The 21,070-nt window shown below is 34.7% G+C and carries 20 protein-coding genes; all 20 read right to left on the reverse strand.

The window, feature by feature from the left end; translation table 11 throughout:
• Positions 1 to 242: flagellin family protein (locus BM212_RS01210; protein WP_483869207.1), on the reverse strand; the 242-nt coding region annotated here is incomplete at its 3' end.
• Positions 243 to 575: 333 nt separating this feature from the next.
• Complete coding sequence (flgL, locus tag BM212_RS01215) at positions 576 to 1,502, reverse strand: flagellar hook-associated protein FlgL (protein ID WP_091895464.1); 927 nt, start codon at positions 1,500 to 1,502, stop codon at positions 576 to 578.
• 3 nt (positions 1,503 to 1,505) lie between these two features.
• On the reverse strand, positions 1,506 to 2,996 hold the full coding sequence (gene flgK, locus BM212_RS01220; protein ID WP_091895467.1) for a flagellar hook-associated protein FlgK: 1,491 nt from the start codon (positions 2,994 to 2,996) through the stop codon (positions 1,506 to 1,508).
• Between the two features lie 13 nt (positions 2,997 to 3,009).
• Complete coding sequence (locus tag BM212_RS01225; protein ID WP_091895470.1) at positions 3,010 to 3,375, reverse strand: hypothetical protein; 366 nt, start codon at positions 3,373 to 3,375, stop codon at positions 3,010 to 3,012.
• Between the two features lie 3 nt (positions 3,376 to 3,378).
• Positions 3,379 to 3,663, reverse strand: a complete 285-nt coding sequence (gene flgM, locus BM212_RS01230) for a flagellar biosynthesis anti-sigma factor FlgM (RefSeq protein WP_072695034.1) — start codon at positions 3,661 to 3,663, stop codon at positions 3,379 to 3,381.
• A 203-nt stretch (positions 3,664 to 3,866) separates the two neighbouring features.
• Complete coding sequence (gene fliY, locus BM212_RS01235) at positions 3,867 to 4,994, reverse strand: flagellar motor switch phosphatase FliY (protein WP_091895473.1); 1,128 nt, start codon at positions 4,992 to 4,994, stop codon at positions 3,867 to 3,869.
• On the reverse strand, positions 4,987 to 5,991 hold the full coding sequence (fliM, locus tag BM212_RS01240) for a flagellar motor switch protein FliM (RefSeq protein WP_072695036.1): 1,005 nt from the start codon (positions 5,989 to 5,991) through the stop codon (positions 4,987 to 4,989). The genes fliY and fliM overlap by 8 nt, the downstream gene beginning before the upstream one ends.
• A complete protein-coding gene (locus BM212_RS01245; protein ID WP_083540545.1) occupies positions 5,991 to 6,404 on the reverse strand; it encodes a chemotaxis protein CheW in 414 nt (137 codons plus the stop codon). Before BM212_RS01245 ends, fliM begins: the two co-directional genes overlap by 1 nt.
• Before the next feature lie 85 nt (positions 6,405 to 6,489).
• Positions 6,490 to 6,852, reverse strand: a complete 363-nt coding sequence (locus BM212_RS01250; protein ID WP_072695037.1) for a response regulator — start codon at positions 6,850 to 6,852, stop codon at positions 6,490 to 6,492.
• Between the two features lie 22 nt (positions 6,853 to 6,874).
• The gene (locus tag BM212_RS01255; RefSeq protein ID WP_072695038.1) at positions 6,875 to 7,474 is read right to left on the reverse strand and encodes a chemotaxis protein CheC; all 600 of its coding nucleotides are present in this window, start codon (positions 7,472 to 7,474) and stop codon (positions 6,875 to 6,877) included.
• Positions 7,471 to 9,507 carry a chemotaxis protein CheA gene (locus tag BM212_RS01260; RefSeq protein WP_072695039.1) on the reverse strand — a complete coding sequence of 679 codons (2,037 nt, stop codon included), beginning with the start codon at positions 9,505 to 9,507 and terminating at the stop codon, positions 7,471 to 7,473. Before BM212_RS01260 ends, BM212_RS01255 begins: the two co-directional genes overlap by 4 nt.
• A 25-nt stretch (positions 9,508 to 9,532) precedes the next feature.
• Positions 9,533 to 10,312 carry a CheR family methyltransferase gene (locus BM212_RS01265; protein ID WP_072695040.1) on the reverse strand — a complete coding sequence of 260 codons (780 nt, stop codon included), beginning with the start codon at positions 10,310 to 10,312 and terminating at the stop codon, positions 9,533 to 9,535.
• A 4-nt stretch (positions 10,313 to 10,316) separates the two neighbouring features.
• Positions 10,317 to 11,324, reverse strand: a complete 1,008-nt coding sequence (cheB, locus tag BM212_RS01270; RefSeq protein ID WP_072695041.1) for a chemotaxis-specific protein-glutamate methyltransferase CheB — start codon at positions 11,322 to 11,324, stop codon at positions 10,317 to 10,319.
• Positions 11,325 to 11,363: 39 nt separating this feature from the next.
• Positions 11,364 to 11,846 carry a chemotaxis protein CheD gene (locus BM212_RS01275; RefSeq protein ID WP_072695042.1) on the reverse strand — a complete coding sequence of 161 codons (483 nt, stop codon included), beginning with the start codon at positions 11,844 to 11,846 and terminating at the stop codon, positions 11,364 to 11,366.
• A gap of 35 nt (positions 11,847 to 11,881) precedes the next feature.
• The gene (locus BM212_RS01280; protein ID WP_072695043.1) at positions 11,882 to 12,355 is read right to left on the reverse strand and encodes a chemotaxis protein CheW; all 474 of its coding nucleotides are present in this window, start codon (positions 12,353 to 12,355) and stop codon (positions 11,882 to 11,884) included.
• Positions 12,356 to 12,406: 51 nt separating this feature from the next.
• Positions 12,407 to 14,638 carry a methyl-accepting chemotaxis protein gene (locus BM212_RS01285; RefSeq protein ID WP_091895476.1) on the reverse strand — a complete coding sequence of 744 codons (2,232 nt, stop codon included), beginning with the start codon at positions 14,636 to 14,638 and terminating at the stop codon, positions 12,407 to 12,409.
• Positions 14,639 to 14,973: 335 nt separating this feature from the next.
• Positions 14,974 to 16,206, reverse strand: a complete 1,233-nt coding sequence (hflX, locus tag BM212_RS01290) for a GTPase HflX (RefSeq protein ID WP_072695045.1) — start codon at positions 16,204 to 16,206, stop codon at positions 14,974 to 14,976.
• 4 nt (positions 16,207 to 16,210) lie between these two features.
• On the reverse strand, positions 16,211 to 17,146 hold the full coding sequence (gene miaA / locus BM212_RS01295; RefSeq protein ID WP_072695046.1) for a tRNA (adenosine(37)-N6)-dimethylallyltransferase MiaA: 936 nt from the start codon (positions 17,144 to 17,146) through the stop codon (positions 16,211 to 16,213).
• 120 nt (positions 17,147 to 17,266) lie between these two features.
• Positions 17,267 to 17,596, reverse strand: a complete 330-nt coding sequence (locus BM212_RS01300) for a hypothetical protein (protein ID WP_091895479.1) — start codon at positions 17,594 to 17,596, stop codon at positions 17,267 to 17,269.
• A gap of 86 nt (positions 17,597 to 17,682) precedes the next feature.
• On the reverse strand, positions 17,683 to 20,967 hold the full coding sequence (locus BM212_RS01305) for a DEAD/DEAH box helicase (RefSeq protein ID WP_091895482.1): 3,285 nt from the start codon (positions 20,965 to 20,967) through the stop codon (positions 17,683 to 17,685).
• Positions 20,968 to 21,070: the final 103 nt, after the last annotated feature.

Raw genomic sequence — 21,070 nt, forward strand, 5'->3', positions numbered from 1 at the left:
TTCAAAGCGCCTTCTGCAGTTTGAATTAATGAAATACCATCCTGTGCATTACGAGTTGCTTGTGCTAAGCCAGATACTTGGTTTTTCATTTTTTCTGAAATAGATAGTCCAGCAGCGTCGTCGCCGGCTTTATTGATTCTTAGTCCTGATGATAGTTTAGCTAATGAACTACTTTTTGCTCCGTTTGCTGCTGTCAAACGTGAGTATGTATTCATAGCCGCTGTATTTGTATTAATACGCATTTTATTTTCCTCCAATGTTTGTTTTATTCTTACAAAGACCTTCTGGCCTTCTAGTTATAGTATCGGCAGATATAGGATACTGTTAAGCTTATATATGAAAAAGTATTATTAATTTATTAGAAAAAATTTATCCTGTAAGGATTGTAGTAGATTTCTCTATACAATATCTATATATATTCATGTTTATATGTATTTGAGTGATTTAAAAGTTAATAGTGAGATAAGGTTATTTGTTTTTAACTATAAAAAAATTGAAAGCGGAGAATTTACTAATAAGCTAGTAAACTCTCCGCTGCAGTTAAATTTTATTTTATTGCTTTGAAAAAGTCGATACTACATATAATTCAATAAACTATTTTGAAGTATCTTATTCCCCATCTGAAGTGAAGCTTCATAAGCAACCATTTCCATAGAATACTGCATATATGTCTCTGCTAAATCAATATCTTGTGTATTTGAATAGGTCGTTTTTAAATTCAAGTATTCTGATTCATTTCGATCTTTTGCGGCTTGAAGACGATTATGAGTAGCTCCTATTGTCGTACGTAAGTTTACAATGTTGTTCAATTCCGTATCAGCACGTTCTAATAAACTACCACCAAGAGCTTCAATATCATCATTATCTAATGCTGTCAAAAGATCATTGAAAAAGGTTCCCAGATCATCTCCAGCTCCTTGTTCATTCATTAATTCTCTTCCATCAGTCTGCATCTCTACCGATACACCCCGAGCTATTTCTTTTGTTAAGTTTCCAGAAAGTTCAGGATCACTTGTGCCGTTATAAGTAATGCCTGTAAAGTTTCCATCTGCATCTAGCGTTTTCTCAAATGGTTTAGTAGTTGTATTCGTTCCGGCAAAAATATAACGTCCGCCAAAACTTGTGTTTAATGAATCTAACATTGTGTCGATTTCATTTTCAATTTCTGCTTTAGCTGCTTGACGATCTTCCTTGTTATAAGTTCCATTAGCAGCTTGTTGAGTTAATGTATAAATCCGCTGTATCGAAGTAGTAGCGTTAGCAAGGGCGGAATCTTGAGCATTTGTAAAATCAATTGAGTCATTGATGGTAGATTTATATTCTTCATTCTGTTTGATTTCATTAGTCAAGTCTAATACTTTTGATACTTTTAGAGGATCATCACTTGGACGACTGACTTGCTCCATCGTAGACAATTGTTCTTGATATTTGTAAACAGAATTCATATTATTATTCAAATTACGCATAAAGTTTTTTGACATTAAAGAGTTTGTAATTCTCACTTATTACACCCCAGTTCGATTGATTAGTGTGTCCAGCATCTCTGACAATGTAGCTAATACTTTTGAATTTGCTTGGAATGCACTTGAAAATTTGATCATATCCGTTACTTCTTCATTGATATCTACACCTGATACAGATTCACGTCGTTGTTCTAGTAAAGCCATCAGACCTTCTTGGGTATCAAGCATATTGTCTGACTGTTGTTTAATAATTCCCATATTTGTAACCATGCTATTATATTTACTAAATAATGTTGAGCTGCCGTTACTTGAATTGATTTCCATAGTCTCTTCATCGAACCAGTTAGCATCTTCTAAAGAAATAGGTGTATTTTTCAGACTAGAAATCAACTGTGCTCTAGAACCGTCACCTGCAACATCATTAGTAAGTGATTTTCCAGTTACGATTAGGCTGGCATCATCTTTTATGTCTTGATTAACTTGTAATGACAGTGCAGCGTTCTCATCATCTATAGAGAAAAAGTCGATTCCTTCTCCGTCATTGCTGTGAATAGTATTTACAGCAGTCGCAAAACTGTATACAAAATCATCTAATTCATTTTGCATATCACTTATGATTGTCAAAGCTTCTTGAGTTCCTTTAACACTTCCACCGTCTAAATTAATTGGCTGAAAAGATGTTTCTCCACCCGACTCTGAACGAACGACAAACTGTCCAATTTCAGCTGCCTCTGTTAATACAGTTCCATCCGAAAGGACAGCAGCTCCATCTTCATTCAATCCAGTAACTGTCATCAGTTCATTTCTTGTATCTTCATTTAATAAGGTCTGTCCATCCATTGATATAGATACCCGATTGTATTTATCTCTGTCTACAGTAATATCAGCTTGACTAGCTAATTTATTTACCAGCTGGTCTTGGGTATCAAGTAAATCATTGGGCGTATACCCTCTTACAGATGCTTGCCATATTTGATAATTCAAATCTTCAAGTTGCTTCAAAGTTGAATTAGCATCCACAGCTTCCTTATCAAGTTGCTGAATTGTATCTTCCTTTAAAGCTGCCATAGAATTCGCCATATGTTGAACTGTATCTACAAAAGTTTCACTAGTTTGGACCAGCATTGTTTTAGATGCATCTTGTTCTGGATTTGAAGCCAGATATGTCCATGCATTGAATACTTCTGAAATTTGATTAGATAATCCTGTTTCAGACGGTTCATTAAATGTTGCTTCTAACTGCCCTATCGTATCAGATAAGGCTTGCTGTTTACTAGTTGTTGAATAACCGTTCATTAACTGGTTCATAACAAACTGATCCTGCATACGAGAAATCCCAGCAACTTGAACACCAGTACCAATTTGTCCTACTCCAGGAATCTGTTGAGCGACATTTGTCTGTAAATCCACGCGCTGTCTAGAATATCCTGGAGTATTAACGTTCGATACGTTGTGACCGAGAGTTTGCAAGGCATTTTGCTGTGCTAATAATCCACTTGTTGCAGTATTTAAAGTTCCAAAAAGTCCTGACATATGTATTTGCTCCTTATAATGACTGATCTATAAATGCATTTTGTCCAGTTTTATCGAATGTACCTTTTTTTGAATACGTACTTTTCTTTGTTGCATTTTTTTGTATATTGCTGACAAGTTGTTCAGTAAAGCTGATAGATTGCTCAGTCAATAAAACATTAGTTTCTTGCAAGCTTTTGATTTCAAGTGTTATTCCAGTCAACTGTTCAATCTCGATTTCTGATTCATCATATTGAGCTAGCGCATTCATGGTTTCTTCTTTAGCACTGACCAGCTCAAGTAGACGTTCACCATCATGATTAATTAAAACTGTTCGCTCTTCCACCAGGTAATCTTTTAAAGTGTTCATTAGTGAAAGAACCTCTTCTGTTCTTGACATGGTTTATTGCTCCTTTTGAGTTTGAATCGTACGAACTAATTCTGAAGAGATTTTACTGGCATCCACTTCATATTCACCATTTTGAATTGCTGCTTTGATAGATTTTACTTTTTCAGAAATATCTACTTGATCTGCGTCTAAGAGAGCTTGCGCTTCTTTGGAAATATTAACTTCTACATTGGCTTGTTTTTTTGCAGGTTGTTCAGTTTTTTTAGATTCATGAGCATATCCAGGTTTAGCTTGATTCACAGAATTTAAAAAGTTTGAATAGTTTTTATCGATTTTCATTATAATCGCCTCTTTTATTGATTTTTAATAGAATTATTTATAAATAGCTGTTTTGAGTTTCCTACAAATTTATTATCGGAACACTCTATTAATTGTTAAGGTGGTTTTCAAATTAAGTCAGCTCTTATTATAAAGCAAATCGATATTGGATTAAAGTACAGCAAAAGCACTAGTCTCTGCCAGTGCTTCTGCTTCTAACATATTTACTTCAAATGATTAATTCGTTGTTCTTTGCTTAAAATATTAGTGATGCGGATACCAAAGCTTTCATTGATAACCACAACTTCACCTTCTGCAATTAATTTTCCATTAACATAAATTTCAAGAGGTTCATCTGTCATTTTATCTAATTCAACTACAGAACCTGTACCAAGTGAAAGTATGTCTCTAATGGTTTTTTTACTTTTACCCAATACTACACTGAAATCCAGCGGTACATCCATAATCAGATCCAAATTACGAGGAGCCGATTTCATTCCATTCTGTTCCAGTTCTTGAAATTGAGGTTTCTGAACACTGACTGAATCCGTTTCTGGTTTTCTGGCAGTTTCAGCTACTGACTGATTATCGGATTTTGATTCTTGTAAAGTTTTTGCCTCAGATGTATTTGTTTCACGACCTTGCAAAACTTCTGCTTCGTCTCCAAGCATAATTTCTACAATTTCGTTTGCTGTTTCCATCGGTAGGATTTGCATAATTTCACTTTCAAGTAGTCCTTCAACACTTAAATGAAAAGAAATTTTACAAATTAAGTTTTCATCTGTGATGTTTTCTAAGGTCGCTTCTTCGGGACTATTCCACATTTCTACTTCTGGCGGCAAGATATCTATTTTCTTGTTAAACATTGTAGCCATTGCTGTAGAAGCTGATCCCATCATCTGATTCATTGCTTCCGCTACTGCACTTAATTCAAGTTCAGTGAATTCTTTTCCTTCAACGTCTTTCCCGTCATTTCCCATCATTAAATCCGCGATGATAATGGCATCTTCAACATCGATCATAAGTACATTATTTCCTACTAGACCTTCTTTGAAACCAATAGTAGTCACAACTTTTGGAACTTCACATTCATCTACGATCTGTTTTAACGTAACACCAGATACTTTAGGTGTAGTAATTTTGATTGTACGATTTAATAATTGAGAAAGAGTAGTAGCTGCTTGAGACATAGAAATATTTCCTACTTCTCCAAGAATATCTTTTGTATTCTGGCTAACTTGGTCATCAGTATTTATTGTTTCAGTTACTGACTCTTCTTCACTAGTTGCTGCTGCGCCAGTACCATTCAACAATGCATCTATCTCTTCTTGCGATAATTGTCCGCTACTCATCTGTACTCTCTCCTCCCATAAACTTTAATACTTCAACTGCAAGGTTATCTTCAATCATTCCCGGTTTAACTTTATAATATGGTCTATCTTCAATATACATGGTCAGAGGTTTAGAAGTTTTGTCATTCAATTGAATAATATCGCCTTCTTCCATCTCCAAAAAGTCTGAAATCGTCATCTGAGATTCACCAAGAAGCACTTCCAGATTTAGTGGTACATGATCTAGATTTTTAGATAATTGTCCTCTTTCAGATGAATCAAACTCTTTTCCTGAATGGAACCAATTTTTAAAACTTAATTTATCCAGAATTTCTTCAAAAAATATGTAAGGTACACACATATTAATGAACGTTCTCTGTTGATCAAGTCCAACTGAAAATGTCACAAGTAATACAGGCTCATTAGGTGACATAGTCTGAAGTAATTGTGGATTCGTTTCTGTGTACTCTAATTCTACAGATATTTCTGTAATTTCTTTCCAGGCCGTTTCAAAAGACCGAAGAAAAGATTTAGTAATATCTTCCAGAATTGCTCTTTCAATATCCGTAAAACTTGTTTTGTCAGATACAGAAGATTCTTCTGTAACTTCATTGTATCCACATAATAATTCAATCATTTGCAGACTGAACTGAGGATTGATTTCGATGATCTGCATTCCGTTAAGCGGTTTGCTTTGGAAAATACCCATAAGTGTAAAGCTAGGTACGGAATGAACAAATTCATCAAACGAAACCTGTTCAATCGCTGCAATCTTAATATCCACGGGTTTTCTTAACTGAGTAGACAATAAATTGACCGCTATCTTTGCGAAGTCTTCAAATACCATCGTAATAGTTGACAGATATTCTTTAGACAGGCGAACGGGACGACGAAAATCGTACGGCTTTACTTTAGGGGAATCCAGTTCCTCTTCCATCTGTTCTGTATCGATCTCGCCACTGTCTATCGCACCCAACAACGCATCAATTTCTTGTTGTGATAAGACTTGTTGGCTCACTATACTTCCTCTTTCTCCTTAAAGATCTGGTCCAAATCGATGATGCTTACAATATCATCGTTAACTGAAATATATCCAGAAATTATAGATTCTTCTTCCCCACTTGCTTGTAACTGTTCTTCTAAAACATCACTTACTCCAATCACAGGCCCTACCTTTAAAGCGATAGGATTCTCTTCAGTATGTATGATGATTGTATTCTTATACCAATCATCTCCAGAAGAATCTGATTTATTCAGCAGAATATCTAAATCAACAAGAGTCATAACTTGTCCTCTTAGATTAACCAGACCAACTGTCCAGTTCGGTGAATGAGGCACTGTGGTCGAAGTAAGCATAGTTGTTATTTCTTCAACTTTATCAGTGGAAAATCCATAAGTTCTTTCTCCTAGACGAAACACGATTATTTGCATGACTCGTCCCTCCTTATTATACGTAATTTAAAACGGTGCAGTTGTGACAATTTTTCGACTTTCACATCTTCACCGTTTTGATTTATTATTGACTAGCTTTATCTAAAGCTTTAATGACACGTTCAGTGTCAAATGGTTTAACAATAAAGTCAATTGCGCCAGCACGAATAGCATCCATTACCATAGATTGCTGCCCCATAGCAGAACACATCAAAACAACTGCCTTAGGATCCATTGCCTTAATTTCTTTAAGAGCCTCAACGCCATCTTTTTCCGGCATTGTAATATCCATAGTCACTAAATCAGGTTTAGTTTCTTTATATTTTTCTACAGCTTCGATCCCGTTTTGAGCTTCTGCTGCAACCTCATAACCATTTTTCTCTAAAATATCTTTTAATTTGATTCGCATAAATGCTGCATCATCTACAATTAGTACACGTTTTGTCATTTTTATTTTTTCCCCTTCCAATCTATAATCCAAGTTGTTGCAATAATAATTCTAACACACCAGGCCTAGGTACAAAATACAAACTTCCTTCAATTTTGTGTCCAAGACTATAATATTCATTTTTAATGATTAAAATCTGCTGATCATACTGTTCTTGTTCCATATAAACGCTACTTATGATTGATCCGAACATATCTTCAGCCATGATCGGTACTGAAGAAACCATTTTGATATCAATAATCTTCATAATAGCTGTCATGAAAGAATGAACGATAATATTGACGATTTCATTAACTGCAGAATCTATCAGTTCGACTGTTAGTTCCACTTCAGTTGGTGTAATCATCTGAGCCAGCTTTTCAGCATTTACTGGATTTGCTACGAACAGAAACACACCGTATTCTCTATCTCCAACAATATTCATTAAAACAGCTTTTACAACCTCATCTTCTTTTCTTATTTCTTGATAAATTTGATCATAATCCATAATTTCGAGCGTTGGAACTTCCATTTCTACTTTTCGTTCAATGAGCTTTGATAAACTGGTTGCCGCATTACCTCCACCGATATTAATAATCTCTTGTAAAGCATCGAAGCGAAACAAGTATTCGTCTTGCGTCATTGTTTTGCTTCCTTCCTTCCTTTACAGATAGAAGTTAAGTCAAGAATCAGACTGATACTTCCATCTCCCATGATGGTCGCACCAAGAAAATGGTTCATTTCTCCTAATTCTTTCCCTAATTTTTTGATGACTATTTCTTTTTGCTGCACCAGTTCATCTACTACTAGACCATGCTTTTCATCGCCGATGGAAACAATGATAATATGTGGAGATCCATAGTTAGAATCTTCTAAGTCTAACGCATCCGTTAAACGTGTGATTGGAATAGTAGTATCTTTGTATCTGTATACTTCGCCCTGATGGACTTGGATAGCATCTTCTTCATCAAATCGATTAACTTTATCGATGATTGCTTGAGGCAATGCAAATGTTTCTCCACCCGTTCTAACTAACAAAGCTTGTATAATTGATAATGTCAAAGGTAATATGATTTTAAACGTTGTGCCTTTACCAACTTCACTAACCGTTTCTATAGTCCCATTTAAGCTAGAGATTTTTTCTTTAACAGCATCCATGCCCACGCCTCGTCCAGAGATTCCCGTTACTTTTGCAGCTGTAGAGAATCCCGGATGGAAAATCAATTGCTGAATTTCCTCATCTGATAATCCAGCAGTTGAAATGCCTTTTTTCTCAGCACTTGCTCTGATATATTCAGGATTCAATCCTTTTCCATCATCAGATAGTGTAACAACTACTCGATTACCTTCAGGATAAGCAGCCAATTTAACAGTACCAACCTTTGGCTTACCTATTCTTTCCCGTTCTTCAGGCATTTCAATGCCATGATCGGCTGAATTTCTTAACAAGTGAATCAGTGGTTCTCCAATTTCTGAAATAACCGTACGATCCAATTCTGTATCTTCACCTTCAGTAACCAATTGAATCTCTTTACCTAGCTCATTTGCCAAATCTCTAAGCATTCTTGGGAAGCGCTGTAAGACAACATTGAAAGGTTGCATACGAAGCTGAAGCACTAATTCTTGTAATTCTGTTGTGATTCTCCCTACTTCAGTAAGAGGCTCAGAAAGTTCAAGGAGTTTTTCTTTTTCAGAAAGATCTTCTAACCTGGTTCTATGGATAACTAGTTCCGAAACAAGATTCATAAATTGATCAAGCCTTGTTAAATCTACACGAATTGTCTGTTTTGAAATAGATTTCTTAGGCGTCTCTTTTTTGGCGGCAACTTGATTCGTTCCATTCTCTTTAACCTTGCTATTTTCATTAGCTGCAGTACTTTCAACAAGCATTTCTTCAGTTGATTTAATTGACTGAGTCTTATCAAAATCAGCAATCAGCACTTCTTCGATTTCACTGGTCTCCAGGATATTATCTTTTATTTCTGATTGCTTTAGTTTACTTAATAAAATCATTTTAAAGTAATCTTCGAAATCACCTTCTTCTATTTTATCTGCAGAAGGTTCAGTATAGATAATATCTCCTTCTTGTTCTAACTTGTTCATAACCAAGAACGCCCGGGCAGCTTTCATAAAGCTCTCATTATCCACTTTCACTGTTATTACATAAGCTTTATAGTCAGTTTGTTCTGCTTGTTCAATAACTGTTAGATCTGATTCTTCTAAGTTAGATAAAACTAAATCAATTCCCTTGTTTTCTGTCTCAACTTTAGTCTTGACGGGGGATACTTGAGCATTTTGATTTGCAACATTTTCTAGACGTAACACAAGACTAGAAATATCAAGTTCATCACTTTCTCCAGCTCGTAATGCTTCTACAATGTCAGTCAGTGTATCTAAACAGTCAAAAACCAGTGAAATTGTCTCAGTATCGACTTTTGCCTTTTTTGATTTAAACAATTCAAATACATTTTCGACAGAATGTGTTAATTTTGCCATTGTATTATAACCCATAGTGGCTGCCATGCCCTTCAAAGTATGTGCAGAACGAAATATAGAATCAATGATTTCTGTATCTTCAGGATTCTGTTCTAATCTTAAAACTTCTTCGTTTAGTATTTCCAAATTCGAATCTGTTTCCTCAAAAAACAGATCACGGTAAGCACTATTGTCATCCATGCTCGAATCCTCCTTTTTTATTTCTTTATTCTACTTTCTCATAAATAAATGAAGCGATTTTCTTAAATCCATATTTTTCAGGCTGATAAATTGTTTCTGTTGCTCCAGTAAATAAGAGTCCACCCGTAACTAAGGAATCAGCCATTTTAAGGTATATTTCATCTTTAACATCATTCTTAAAATAAATCGTTACATTTCTACAGACAATAACATGAAAGTTTTGTTCATATCGACCCTGAACCAAATCATGCTGCTTAAATTGCACTTTATTCTTTATATCATTTTGAATGGTATAATATCCATCCATAAAATCAAAATAAGTGTTTTTATCGACTAAAGATACATTTTTTATTTCATTTTCTCTGAAATAACCCTTTTTTGCTCTATCCAAAATCGTAAGGTCAATGTCTGTCGCTAATATTTTCTGTTGAAGTTTTATATTGTTTTTTTTCACAATCATGGCAAGAGAATAAGGTTCTGCACCTATAGAACAAGCAGCACTCCAGATTTTAAGACTATTAAACTTAGTTGAAAGGTGTGTATTGATCATTAATTCGAAATTGTCAAAAAGATCCTTATTTCTAAAAAATTCCGTTACATTTATTGTGATATAGTCTAAAAACTGCTTTTTTAATGTTTCATCAACCGACAGAATAGTGGCATATTCTTCTAATGTAGTAGCACCCGATTGTTTCATAATTGTGCCGATTCTTCGCTGCAGTTGCTTTTCTTTATATGCATTTAAGTTGATTTTATAATTTGATAGAACCCATTCATAAAAAAACTCAAAATTTAGTGTCGTCATATAATCATCCAATCATATTTTTTAAAATTTCACCAATATCGAATAAACTTGCGACTTCGTCTGAGAATCCTTTTTCTTCGACGTTTCTTGGCATGCCATAAATTACTGAGGTTTCCTGATCCTGAGTAATAACATATCCATTTTCTTCTTTTATCGATTGGCAACCTATTGCTCCATCATAACCCATGCCAGTCAGCACGACACCGACTAAGTGATTCTTATATTTTTTGGCTGCACTATTGAACAGATAATCTACAGCAGGTTTTACTCCATGAATTTTATCATCATCGTTCAATTTGATTACCTGATCTTCTATAACCATATGCTTTCCGCCTGGAGCGAGATAAATTTTATCTTTTACAATTTTATCTCCATCTTTGGCTTCCACTACTTCCAGTTTGCATAAAGTATTCAACCGATTAGCAAATGAAGCGGTAAAGCCTTTAGGCATATGTTGAACGATAAAAACAGGAATTCCAATAGAATGTGGAAAATGCTTTATAACTTCAATAATTGCTTTTGGCCCACCAGTTGAAGCCCCCATCACTATTGCTTTCACTGGTTTCTGAAATTTGCTTTTTCCTTTTTTTACCATTGGTTCAACCTGCTTTGAATAAAACTGATTAGAAAAATGAATCTTAATCTTACTTTCCAATTTTTCTTTGAATAAATTCCAATTTTTATTTATATCGTTTGGGCTTAATACAAAATCTAACGCACCTAATTCCAATGCTCGTAGAGTGATCTCTTTTTGATCGGTTGGTGAACAAATCATTATTGTTGGTATAGTATATTCATGACTTATCTTCTTTAAAAGTTTAAATCCTTCATGATTAGGGATTTGAGCGTCAACAAAAATAAGATCAGGCACTTCTTTCTCAATAGCAGCAACTGCTTCTTTCTCACTTCTGACAGCTTTATATACAGTTACTTTTTCGATTTCCTGGAGCATATGACTCAGAATTTTACGCATCAGCGCCGAGTCATCTATCACCATTACTTTTACCGACATCTTCCAGCTCCCTTTACTGATAAAAATTAATAGTTCTATTTATAAAATGTGGTATTCTCTATTTACCATTCGCACTTTGACTTCGAAAGTTTCTAGATCAACAAACATCGATCTTCCCATTTCTCCTCCGGTATGATCTCCTAAGATAGGTATACCCAATTCTTTTAAGGTTTCTTTTACAGATATAATGTTTCTTTTACCGATCTGAATGGAATCTGGTTTTGAACCAAAAGAAAACATGCTGGCACCACCAGCAATCTTTGCAAATAATTTCTTCTTACCTGTCTGTTCATACATTTTTTCAGCTACTTTAGGAATTGCCAAGTCAGCAAATTTTTCCCATTTAGTGGTATCTTTAAATCCTTTACTTTCCGGTAACATGATATGAATAAGTGCACCGACTTTAGTAGTGGGTTCATATAATGCGATTCCAACACATGAACCAAGTCCAATCGTCACTAAATGGTCAGGTGGCTCTGACATCTTATAATCTGATATCCCGACCTTGACTTGTTCTGACATGGCTTCTTCCTCCGTTATTCGACTAATTTCCATGATTAATTTTGAATTTGTTCGATTTCAAGTAATGCCCTTAACTCTTTTGCTTGTTCAGCATTAAATAATAGATGCGGATCTAGAATCGGAACAATTCCATCATCTGTTTGGACAAATGCTGAAATGTATGATGTTGGAATACCATCTGCTTTTTCTGTACCCTCTTTATCTGAGATTTGGTTTTCATAGTATGTTTCAACTGATAATACTTCATTAACAGTCAATCCAATTTTTTCTTCTTTCCAATGAACGATAATCGTATCAGCTTTATTCAGGTCTGTAATTTTTTCGGCAAAAAAGCGTTCAGCTAAATCAATCAGTGGAGTAATTGTTCCTTCAATATCCTCTACACCAATAATATATGATGACATATCAGGTATAATAGTTAGATTTTCAATGTGAACAACACGATCTGTGCTGGATATTGGAATAGCAAAGATCTGATTTCCTACACGAAATAAAATATGTTTATCCATGGTCATTCCTCTTTTCCTGTTCTTTTAAGCAAGCTCTGCAGTCAGATTTCCTTAATCTTTGAGGTCTGCATTGTTTTCATGATTATGGTTGATTTCAAATTGCTCAGCAGATGTTTTTAATATTTTTGCTACTTCTTCTAGGTTATTGATATGTGAAGTGAAATCTTCCATTGTAGCAAGAATTTCCTGTGCATTAGCAGATACTTCTTCTGTTCCAGCTGAATTTTCTTCAGCAGAAGCTGCAATATTTTCCAATTGAGAGACAACCTCATCTTTTCTTTCATTAATGACAGAAGAAGATTGAATAACGATAATCATGCTTGCTACCAGTTGTTCTAATGAGCTTGCAACACTTTCCGATGCAGATAAGGCTTCATTGATTTTTTCAGTTTGCACTTTACTACCTTCGCTGGTTTCTTCTAGATGATTAACCATATTTGTCGACTTATTTTGAACAGTATGGATAATATTTTGAATATCTTTTGAAGACTGTGCACTTTGTTCAGCTAAATTTCTAATTTCTTCTGCAACTACCGCGAATCCTCTACCTGCTTCACCAGCTCTAGCTGCTTCAATAGAAGCATTCAATGCCAGTAAGTTTGTTTTCTTGGCGATATTGGTAATTGCATTGACAATTCCTTCGATATTTTGAATGTCTCCATCAACTTCTTCAATTTGAGCTTTTAACTGATCCATGGTACCTAGTGTTTCTTTCCAGTTCTGATCTACATCTTGCGTAGCAAAAATATTATTACCATTTAGTATCATTGTATTGTCAGCGTGGCTTCCCATAGTTCCAACGGCATCATTGATCTCATTGAGCGCTTGAGATAGATCATTCATTTGACTTGCTGTTTCTTCAGTATCTTCAGTTTGAGTACTGGTGGCTTCAGCAACTCCGCTAATCGTCTGCGCAACTTCAGAAGTTGCTCGACTTGTTTGATCAGACAATTCTGTTAGTGTAGCCGCCATTTCAGACACATTTTTACTATTTCCTTGAATTACTGCTATCGTACTTTCAAATGTATCCATTGTTTCATTGAAGGCTATGGCAATCTGGTGTATCTCATTTCCCTTAGGATCTAAATCAGATTCTCCAGCATTACTTGACACAATTTCATCGTTATTTTTCGATAGTTTATTTTTTATAAATACATAAGGATTTTTAAAATCCACTAATTCTTTATAGCTTAAACGATTGGTTAAATTACCTCGACGAACTTCACCAAATGTTTTCATCATTGAATTTGCAATTGACGTAATAATACCTGCAGCATAGTAAGAAATAACTGCTGCAACTATAATGGTAATCAAAGTAATGGTAATCAATGTTTTTATAATTGCACTTGCTTCTTCATCCATTTCATTTTCAGCAACCATCCCAAACACAGTTAACCCTAAATTAGGAATCTTTTCATAATAAATACCTAATTCTCCACCATTGGCTTCTTCATCATAAATAATTCCTGTATCCGAATCGCTCTCTTCATTTAAAATAGTCTGAAAGTAAGATTTTTCTTTATGGTTTTGACCAATTATAGATGTATCGGGAGAAGCAAGAACTATTCCGTCTTCCGTAAAAATCTGAATAGATCCGGTATTGGCAATTTTAGCTTCTTCTACATCTTTTTTTATTGTTTCAAAATCTAGATCAACAGCAAGTACTCCAATAACAGATTGACCACCAAATAAAGGTCTTGATACTGCAATTCTAGAGCTGCCATTTAATGTGTATGGTTCTGACCATTGAATTCCATTAGACTGTGATGCAGATTCTAGCCAAGGTAGTTGTTCATTCAGAGAATCATTATCGTTCAATGTATTAGTCGAAACAATATCCTGATTTTCTCCTATAGGAATATAATAAGCATCTGAAATATATCGATTACCAGATGAGATGTATTGTAATCTAGAGCTTAACTGTGATTCCGCTCCAGGTGTTCCAGATGAAACCTGGTTTAATATACTATCCATTGCAAGTTTTTCAACTGTTGTTTCAGCCGCAGTTGCAGCGCTATCGATTGTACTTACAATATTTGTAGTAATCTGTTCTTCTTGAGCTTCGACTCGCTCAGTCATAATTTTCGTAGTTTGTATGTACGAGAAAAGTAAAGCTGCCAAAAGAGGTACGAGCATGACGATAGTTAGCAGTATGGTTATGGGCCATTTAACGCTTTTATGGCCTCTTTTGATTGAATTGTTTTTGGATGGTCTTAGTTTTGACCAATCAATTTTACTTATATTCGTTTTTAAATTTTCCCATTGTTCCTTGACTTTATCCATTAACTTAACGCGCTCCTTTTTAGTGCGATATACACACCAATTTATATTTTACTCTATAAAGAGTTCCTTTTCGACTTTATTTACTATCGGAAAGTATCCATAAAAGTTTATACATTAAATAGAATAAAATAATATAGGTTTTTAGTTACTTGACACAATTTAGTTATAATATAATTTATTATACTGTTTTTGTTATTTATTACTTTATTTAGCAGGACCTAATCAATCGTATTATCTAATGGTCATAAGGCATTTTCACCCAAAGCAAAAAATCTTATCAATGCAAGTACGACTTCTACTCACTTTGATAAGATTATATGAAAAATTATTTATTTTTATCTATTCCACCTAGAATTTTTTCGTGCATATCCTTCAACAAAATACACTTGCTTTTCTTCATCAAATAACTGTCTTTCAACAATCGTTTCATTTCTTAACTGAATCAATAAGTCCCCACGGGCACTTTCGATTTCCAGAGTATAAGGAACCATTTCTTCTTTTATATTCTCTTCAATCGCTTCAAACAAACGTTTAACGTCAGATTCATCTCTAGCTGAAATGACTACATTAGGATATAAACTAGGTTGAAAATTCCCTTTTACTAAGTCTTTTTTATTATAGACAGTTAGTCTTGGGATTTTATCCATATTTAGTTCTTTCAGTAATTCAAGCACTGTCTCTTCATGACCGGCTATATTTTCTTCCGAAGCATCTACAACGTGAAGTAATAGATCAACCGTTCTAGATTCTTCTAATGTTGATTGAAATGCTTCGATCAGCTGAGTTGGTAGATCTTGAATAAATCCTACTGTGTCAGTCATGGTAGCTTGTAAGCCAGAAGGTAATTCAAATTGTCTAGTTAACGGATCTAAAGTAGCAAATAGTTGATTTTTTTCAAAAGTCTCTGTTTCAGTAGTGACATTTAGTATAGTCGACTTGCCTGCGTTGGTATATCCTATCAATCCAATCTGAAAAACGTTGCTTTGTTTACGTTGTTCTCTGCTTCTTTCTCTATGCGCTTCAGTTTTCTTCAATTCATGTCTAATATCAGTCATTTGTTTCTGTATATGTCTTCGATCAGTCTCCAGTTTTGTCTCACCTGGTCCACGGGTCCCAATGCCAGCTCCTAAACGCGACATGTTCACACCTTGACCTGCTAATCTCGGTAAAAGATAGGAGAGCTGAGCCAATTGTACCTGCAGTCTCCCCTCCTTGCTTTGTGCTCTCAAGGCAAAAATATCTAGAATCACTTGAATTCGATCAATAACTTTTGCTTCGAGCTCTTCTTGAATATTCCTGACGTTTCTTGGTGAAAGTTCTTGATTAAATACAATTGTCGTTGCATCAAGTTCTTCGCTTAAATGTTTCAATTCATTAAGTTTTCCTTTGCCAACAACTGTTTTAGCGTCTTGACGTTCTCTTTTCTGAGTTAATTCTCCAACTACTTTTCCTCCAGCATTTTCAACTAATTGCTTTAGTTCTTCTAAAGAATAGCGAAACTGACTATCGGTTTCTGTTGTTTGAATTCCGACAACGACTACCTTTTCATAATGTTCTTCGTTTAACAAATACTCACATCCTTAAAAAAATTTCTAGTTCAGCTTCTAATTTTTCTTGATTTTCCGGTGCTTGAACAAAATCCCACCAGCTACTAATTTCCATACGGTTCCTAAACCAAGTCAACTGTCTTTTGGCATATCTTCTCGAATTCTGTTTAATCTGTTCTGTTGCTGCTTGTAAACTTATATAATTTTCAAAATAAGGAATTAATTCTTTATAGCCTATGCCTTTTAAACTTTGTGCTGTTAACGGAACAGTAGCTAACAAGCTTTCAACTTCTTTAATCAGCCCTTGATCAAACATGAAATCTACTCGCTGATTTATTCGTTCATATAGAAGTGCACGATCTGTTGTTAGACCTATAACATAAGCATCATATAATTTTTCTTTATTCGTTTTTTCCATCTGTAAAGATGAGAATAATTGACCAGTAGAATTATATACTTCAAGCGCTCGAATTACTCTACGCAAATTATTACAATGAATAGATTCTGCAGCTTTAGGATCAATGGACTCTAATCTTTCCCACAGTTTTTGTTTCCCATTTTGCTCAGCAAAAGTTTCTAATTCTTTACGGTAAGTTAAATCCGGCTCTGCTTGACCACCATGTGATACATTATATAGAAGAGATTCTATATATAAACCTGTCCCACCTACAATAATAGGAACTTTGCCTCTAGCAGTTATATCTTCGATTAGATTTTTTGCTTTAGTTTTAAAATCAGAAACAGCATAATTTTCATTTGGACTGATCTCATCTACCAGATAGTGTATGACTTCTTTTCTTTCTTCCCTAGTAACCTTTGCAGTCCCAATGTCTAACCCTTTATAAATCTGCATCGAATCTCCGCTAATAATTTCTCCATCATATTTTTTTGCCAATGATAAGCTTAAACTTGTCTTGCCGACAGCTGTAGGGCCGACAATAACGATTATTTTTTCTTTCACATTATTCCTCCGATGATGATAAAAACTTATTAATCAGTATACCATACGCCATATGCATGAGCAGGGTACCTAAGTGATAGACAAAAAGCAGCAACTTTTATAGTCACTGCTCAAGGTGCCTTATTTCAATTGTTCCTCTACAGCATTGTAGAACTCATTCCTGTTTGTTACAACAAAAGTATACTCATTCCCTTCACGGTCTCCTACGATCATTCGATTGGGGATGACTTTTAATGAGTTGCCTTTTCGCAATACATGGATATTTTCTAAAACTATACGAGTAGTATCTTCTTTTAAATTAAGTTTATGAGACTTAAAGTATAAGGCTTTATTCGTTAATACGACTTTACCGCCAATATAGTTGTACCATTTATATTTGAAATTTGCTCTTTTTTCAAGAATGACTTTCTCATCCGGCGGTAATATTAAAGCAGATTGCTTATTTTTCATTTTACACACCTTCTATAATGGTTCAGTTTTAGTTAGCGTCATTTTAAGTCTTTTATTCAATTTATACAACTAAATGCACTTTGATGTTATTCCGTGAGTAAAGAAAGGACTTCTTCTTTAGAAAGACTTGAAATTGGTTGTTCATTTCCAGTTTCGATAACAGTATCGATCAGTTCACGTTTCTTTGCTTGAAGTTCGTTGATTCTCTCTTCTATCGTACCTGTAGCAATTAAACGAATAACCTGAACAGCATTTTTTTGTCCATATCTATGAACTCTGTCAGCTGCTTGATCTTCGATTGCAGGATTCCACCATGAATCATATAAAATCACTGTATCTCCACCTGTTAGATTCAGACCCGTACCTCCAGCTTTAAGAGAAATCAAGAATAAATCCTTTTCTCCCATGTTAAACTGAGTAGTTAATTTAAGACGATCTTCATTTTTTGTTTGTCCATCTAGATAGTGATAGTCAACTTCCTGACTATCCAATCTCTCTCTTATGATGCTTAACATTGAAGTAAATTGAGAAAATAACACAACTCTTTTCCCATTCATTCTAGCTTCTTCTAAATATTCCAGCAGCCGTTCAAGTTTAGATGACGTCCCTTCATAATCATCCATAATCAAAGCAGGGTCACAACAGATTTGTCTAAGCCTTGTCATACCGGCTAAAACTCTTATTCGGTTTTTATCAAAAGTATTTTCTTGTATCATTCCTTTGACTTCTTCACGAATCAACGTCAACTGGTACTGATAGATACGTTTCTGCTCTGTAGATAAATCAATATATTCAGTTGTTTCTGTTTTAGCAGGCAAATCGCTTAAAACATCGCGTTTCAAACGCCTTAAAACAAAAGGACGGATTTTTGCAGCGATTCTAGCTTGAGTCGCCTTTTTATATGCTTTTCTATTTTTAAATAATCCAGGTTGAACAATAGCAAATAAAGACCAAAGCTCACCAAGGTTATTTTCAATTGGCGTACCTGAAAGAGCAAATTTTGTCTCTGCTTTTAGATGGTGTACGGCTTGAGTCGTTTTAGCTGAACTATTTTTGACATTCTGGGATTCATCTAAAACAATTGTTTTGAAATTATAATTATTATATAAGAGAAAATCTCTTTGAATCAGCGGATAACTCGTGATTAGTATAGAATTTTCATCCGTTTCTGCTTCTTTGATCGCTGCTTCCCGTTCTTCAATAGAACCTGAAATTAGGGTTGTCTGCAATTCCGGTGCAAACTTCTTAAACTCATGCTGCCAATTATATAATACGCTTGAAGGACAAATAATCAGATACTGTCCTCCCACTTCTTGCGATTTTGACAGTAGAAACGCTATAGTTTGCAGCGTTTTGCCCAGTCCCATATCATCAGCAAGAACTCCACCAAACCCATAATAATCTAAAGATTTCAACCAATTATACCCTGTTTCCTGATAAGGTCTCAGCGAAGCGTTCAAAGTATCCGGTAAATCAAAAGAAAGCTTTTGAGGTTCTAGCAGCTGTTGAGCAAGTTTTTTGAATCTATTGCCTTTTTTGATGATTGAATCTTCTAATACAGTCAAGCCCTGAAATACAGGAACAGTCATTTGTTCACTGATATCATCTGATTCAATATCCATTTTTCGTACCGTATCATTCAGTTCTTTAAATTTTTCTTCTTTTAAATTCAAAATTTTACCATTCGATAAACGATAAAAATGTTTATTGTTATTTAATTGCTTAATGATTTCTCTCAAATCATCTGTAGCTATATCTTCAGCATCAAAATTAATATCTAATAGATTAGAATTCCTATTTAATTCTATTGAAATTGAAGGCGCTGATTTTGGCTCATAAATGAGTTGTCTGGCATCCGTCGACATGAAAATCTCATATTCTTCTGCCAGCATAGGCAAGCTTTCATACAAGAACTCACTTAACTCATCTAATGAATCAAGTACCCAATGTCCATCTACAACTATTGCAGTATTTAAACTCTCATGGGCAAGTCGTAATAGGCGATTTTCTTTTATAAGCTGTCTAATAATAACTTTGTCTAACTCTTCAGTCATCGGTTGATCCTGTAAAGGATAAATCGATATTTCTCCATATTTGAATACTGGACTAACTAATAACTGATCATTTAATGTATCAATGTAGCATTGAGCAACCATGTCTTGTCTGTAAACCGTTTCTTGGACTGCATCTTCTACTTCAATATCCAAGAATGAAGACAATTGCGATAAAACAGTGGATGCAAATTCTGTCAAATCTTTTGAACGCATGACTAGAGGTGCTTTTTCATTTTTATTAAAGACCTGCATCAGATTGCTGAGTAATTTATATTGCTCAGAGCTCAGGAAAAAGAATTCTCGATTCCATTCAACTATATTGGCGCCTCGATGAAAATTCAATTCTAGTTCATCAATATCTTCATCTGCCAACGAAAAATGGTAAAGTTTTTCCTTTTTCTCAAGCTTGAATTTTAAAGGAAAACGTTCAAAAGACTCTGTAATTACTACTTTATCCAAATCATTTAGTCTCATCAAATGTTTTGGAGGTCGACCGAACCTGATGAATCCTCCATCAGTCTTCTCTAATGTTTTTAAAACTAACTTTAAACTTCTTGCGGGGATTTCCAGTTCTGTCTTATTCTGATAAGATTGTCCATAACCAACTGGTGTTGCCGATTTAACAAGCTGGTACAAGTCATATAAAACTTCCAGCATTTTTCTGTCCGAAGGATGTAAACCATGTTTTTCAGGATCATACGTGAAATTCTTACCAAATTCGTAAGTCCTGCCTTCAAGAATTTCTGAAATCACAAAAGGAACGTTTTTCACCACATAAAGTCGGTCAAGCCCAACTTTCATGTAAAAATCATATGCATAAGCATATCCTGTACCACTCACATTTAAAACAAATTCAAATTTTAATGATTGATTTTTATAATCGTTCGTTTGTCTTGAGATCTCCTGCTTAGATATCTGGATAAGTTGACTAAGTGCTTCTTCGCTTTTCTTATAAGAAAACATTGGTTCCTTAACAGTAGCAGATTTTTGTGATTTGCTCACCTTTTTTAAATCTGTTTGCTGAATTAAGTTTGCCTGTAACATACTAGCTACTACGTGCTTGCAGGCACCAGAGTTTTTTTCAAAAGGAATACATGTACAGTGGTACTTTTTAGCCACTCCATTAGGATAAAAACGCAAATGGACTTGTTCTGTCTTATGGTCATCGACAGCAAAGGTCAGCGTGTTTTCTTTATCGTCAACTGATAGCAGGTTAACTGCTTCCTTTTTAAATAAACTTGCACCTTCTGTATACACATTTGTATTAGAAGCAAGAGTTTTTATTGTCGTTTCGGGAAAAAATTGCTTTTTAAACATGAAAGCCATCCTTTAAACAGTTTTAAACAGTTCAGATTTCTATAGATCCAAGCATTGTTCATCTGTACATTATACCAAACATTAAACAAACTTGTAACTGAAT

The organism is Marinilactibacillus piezotolerans (genome assembly GCF_900114235.1).
GTDB lineage: Bacteria > Bacillota > Bacilli > Lactobacillales > Carnobacteriaceae_A > Marinilactibacillus > Marinilactibacillus piezotolerans.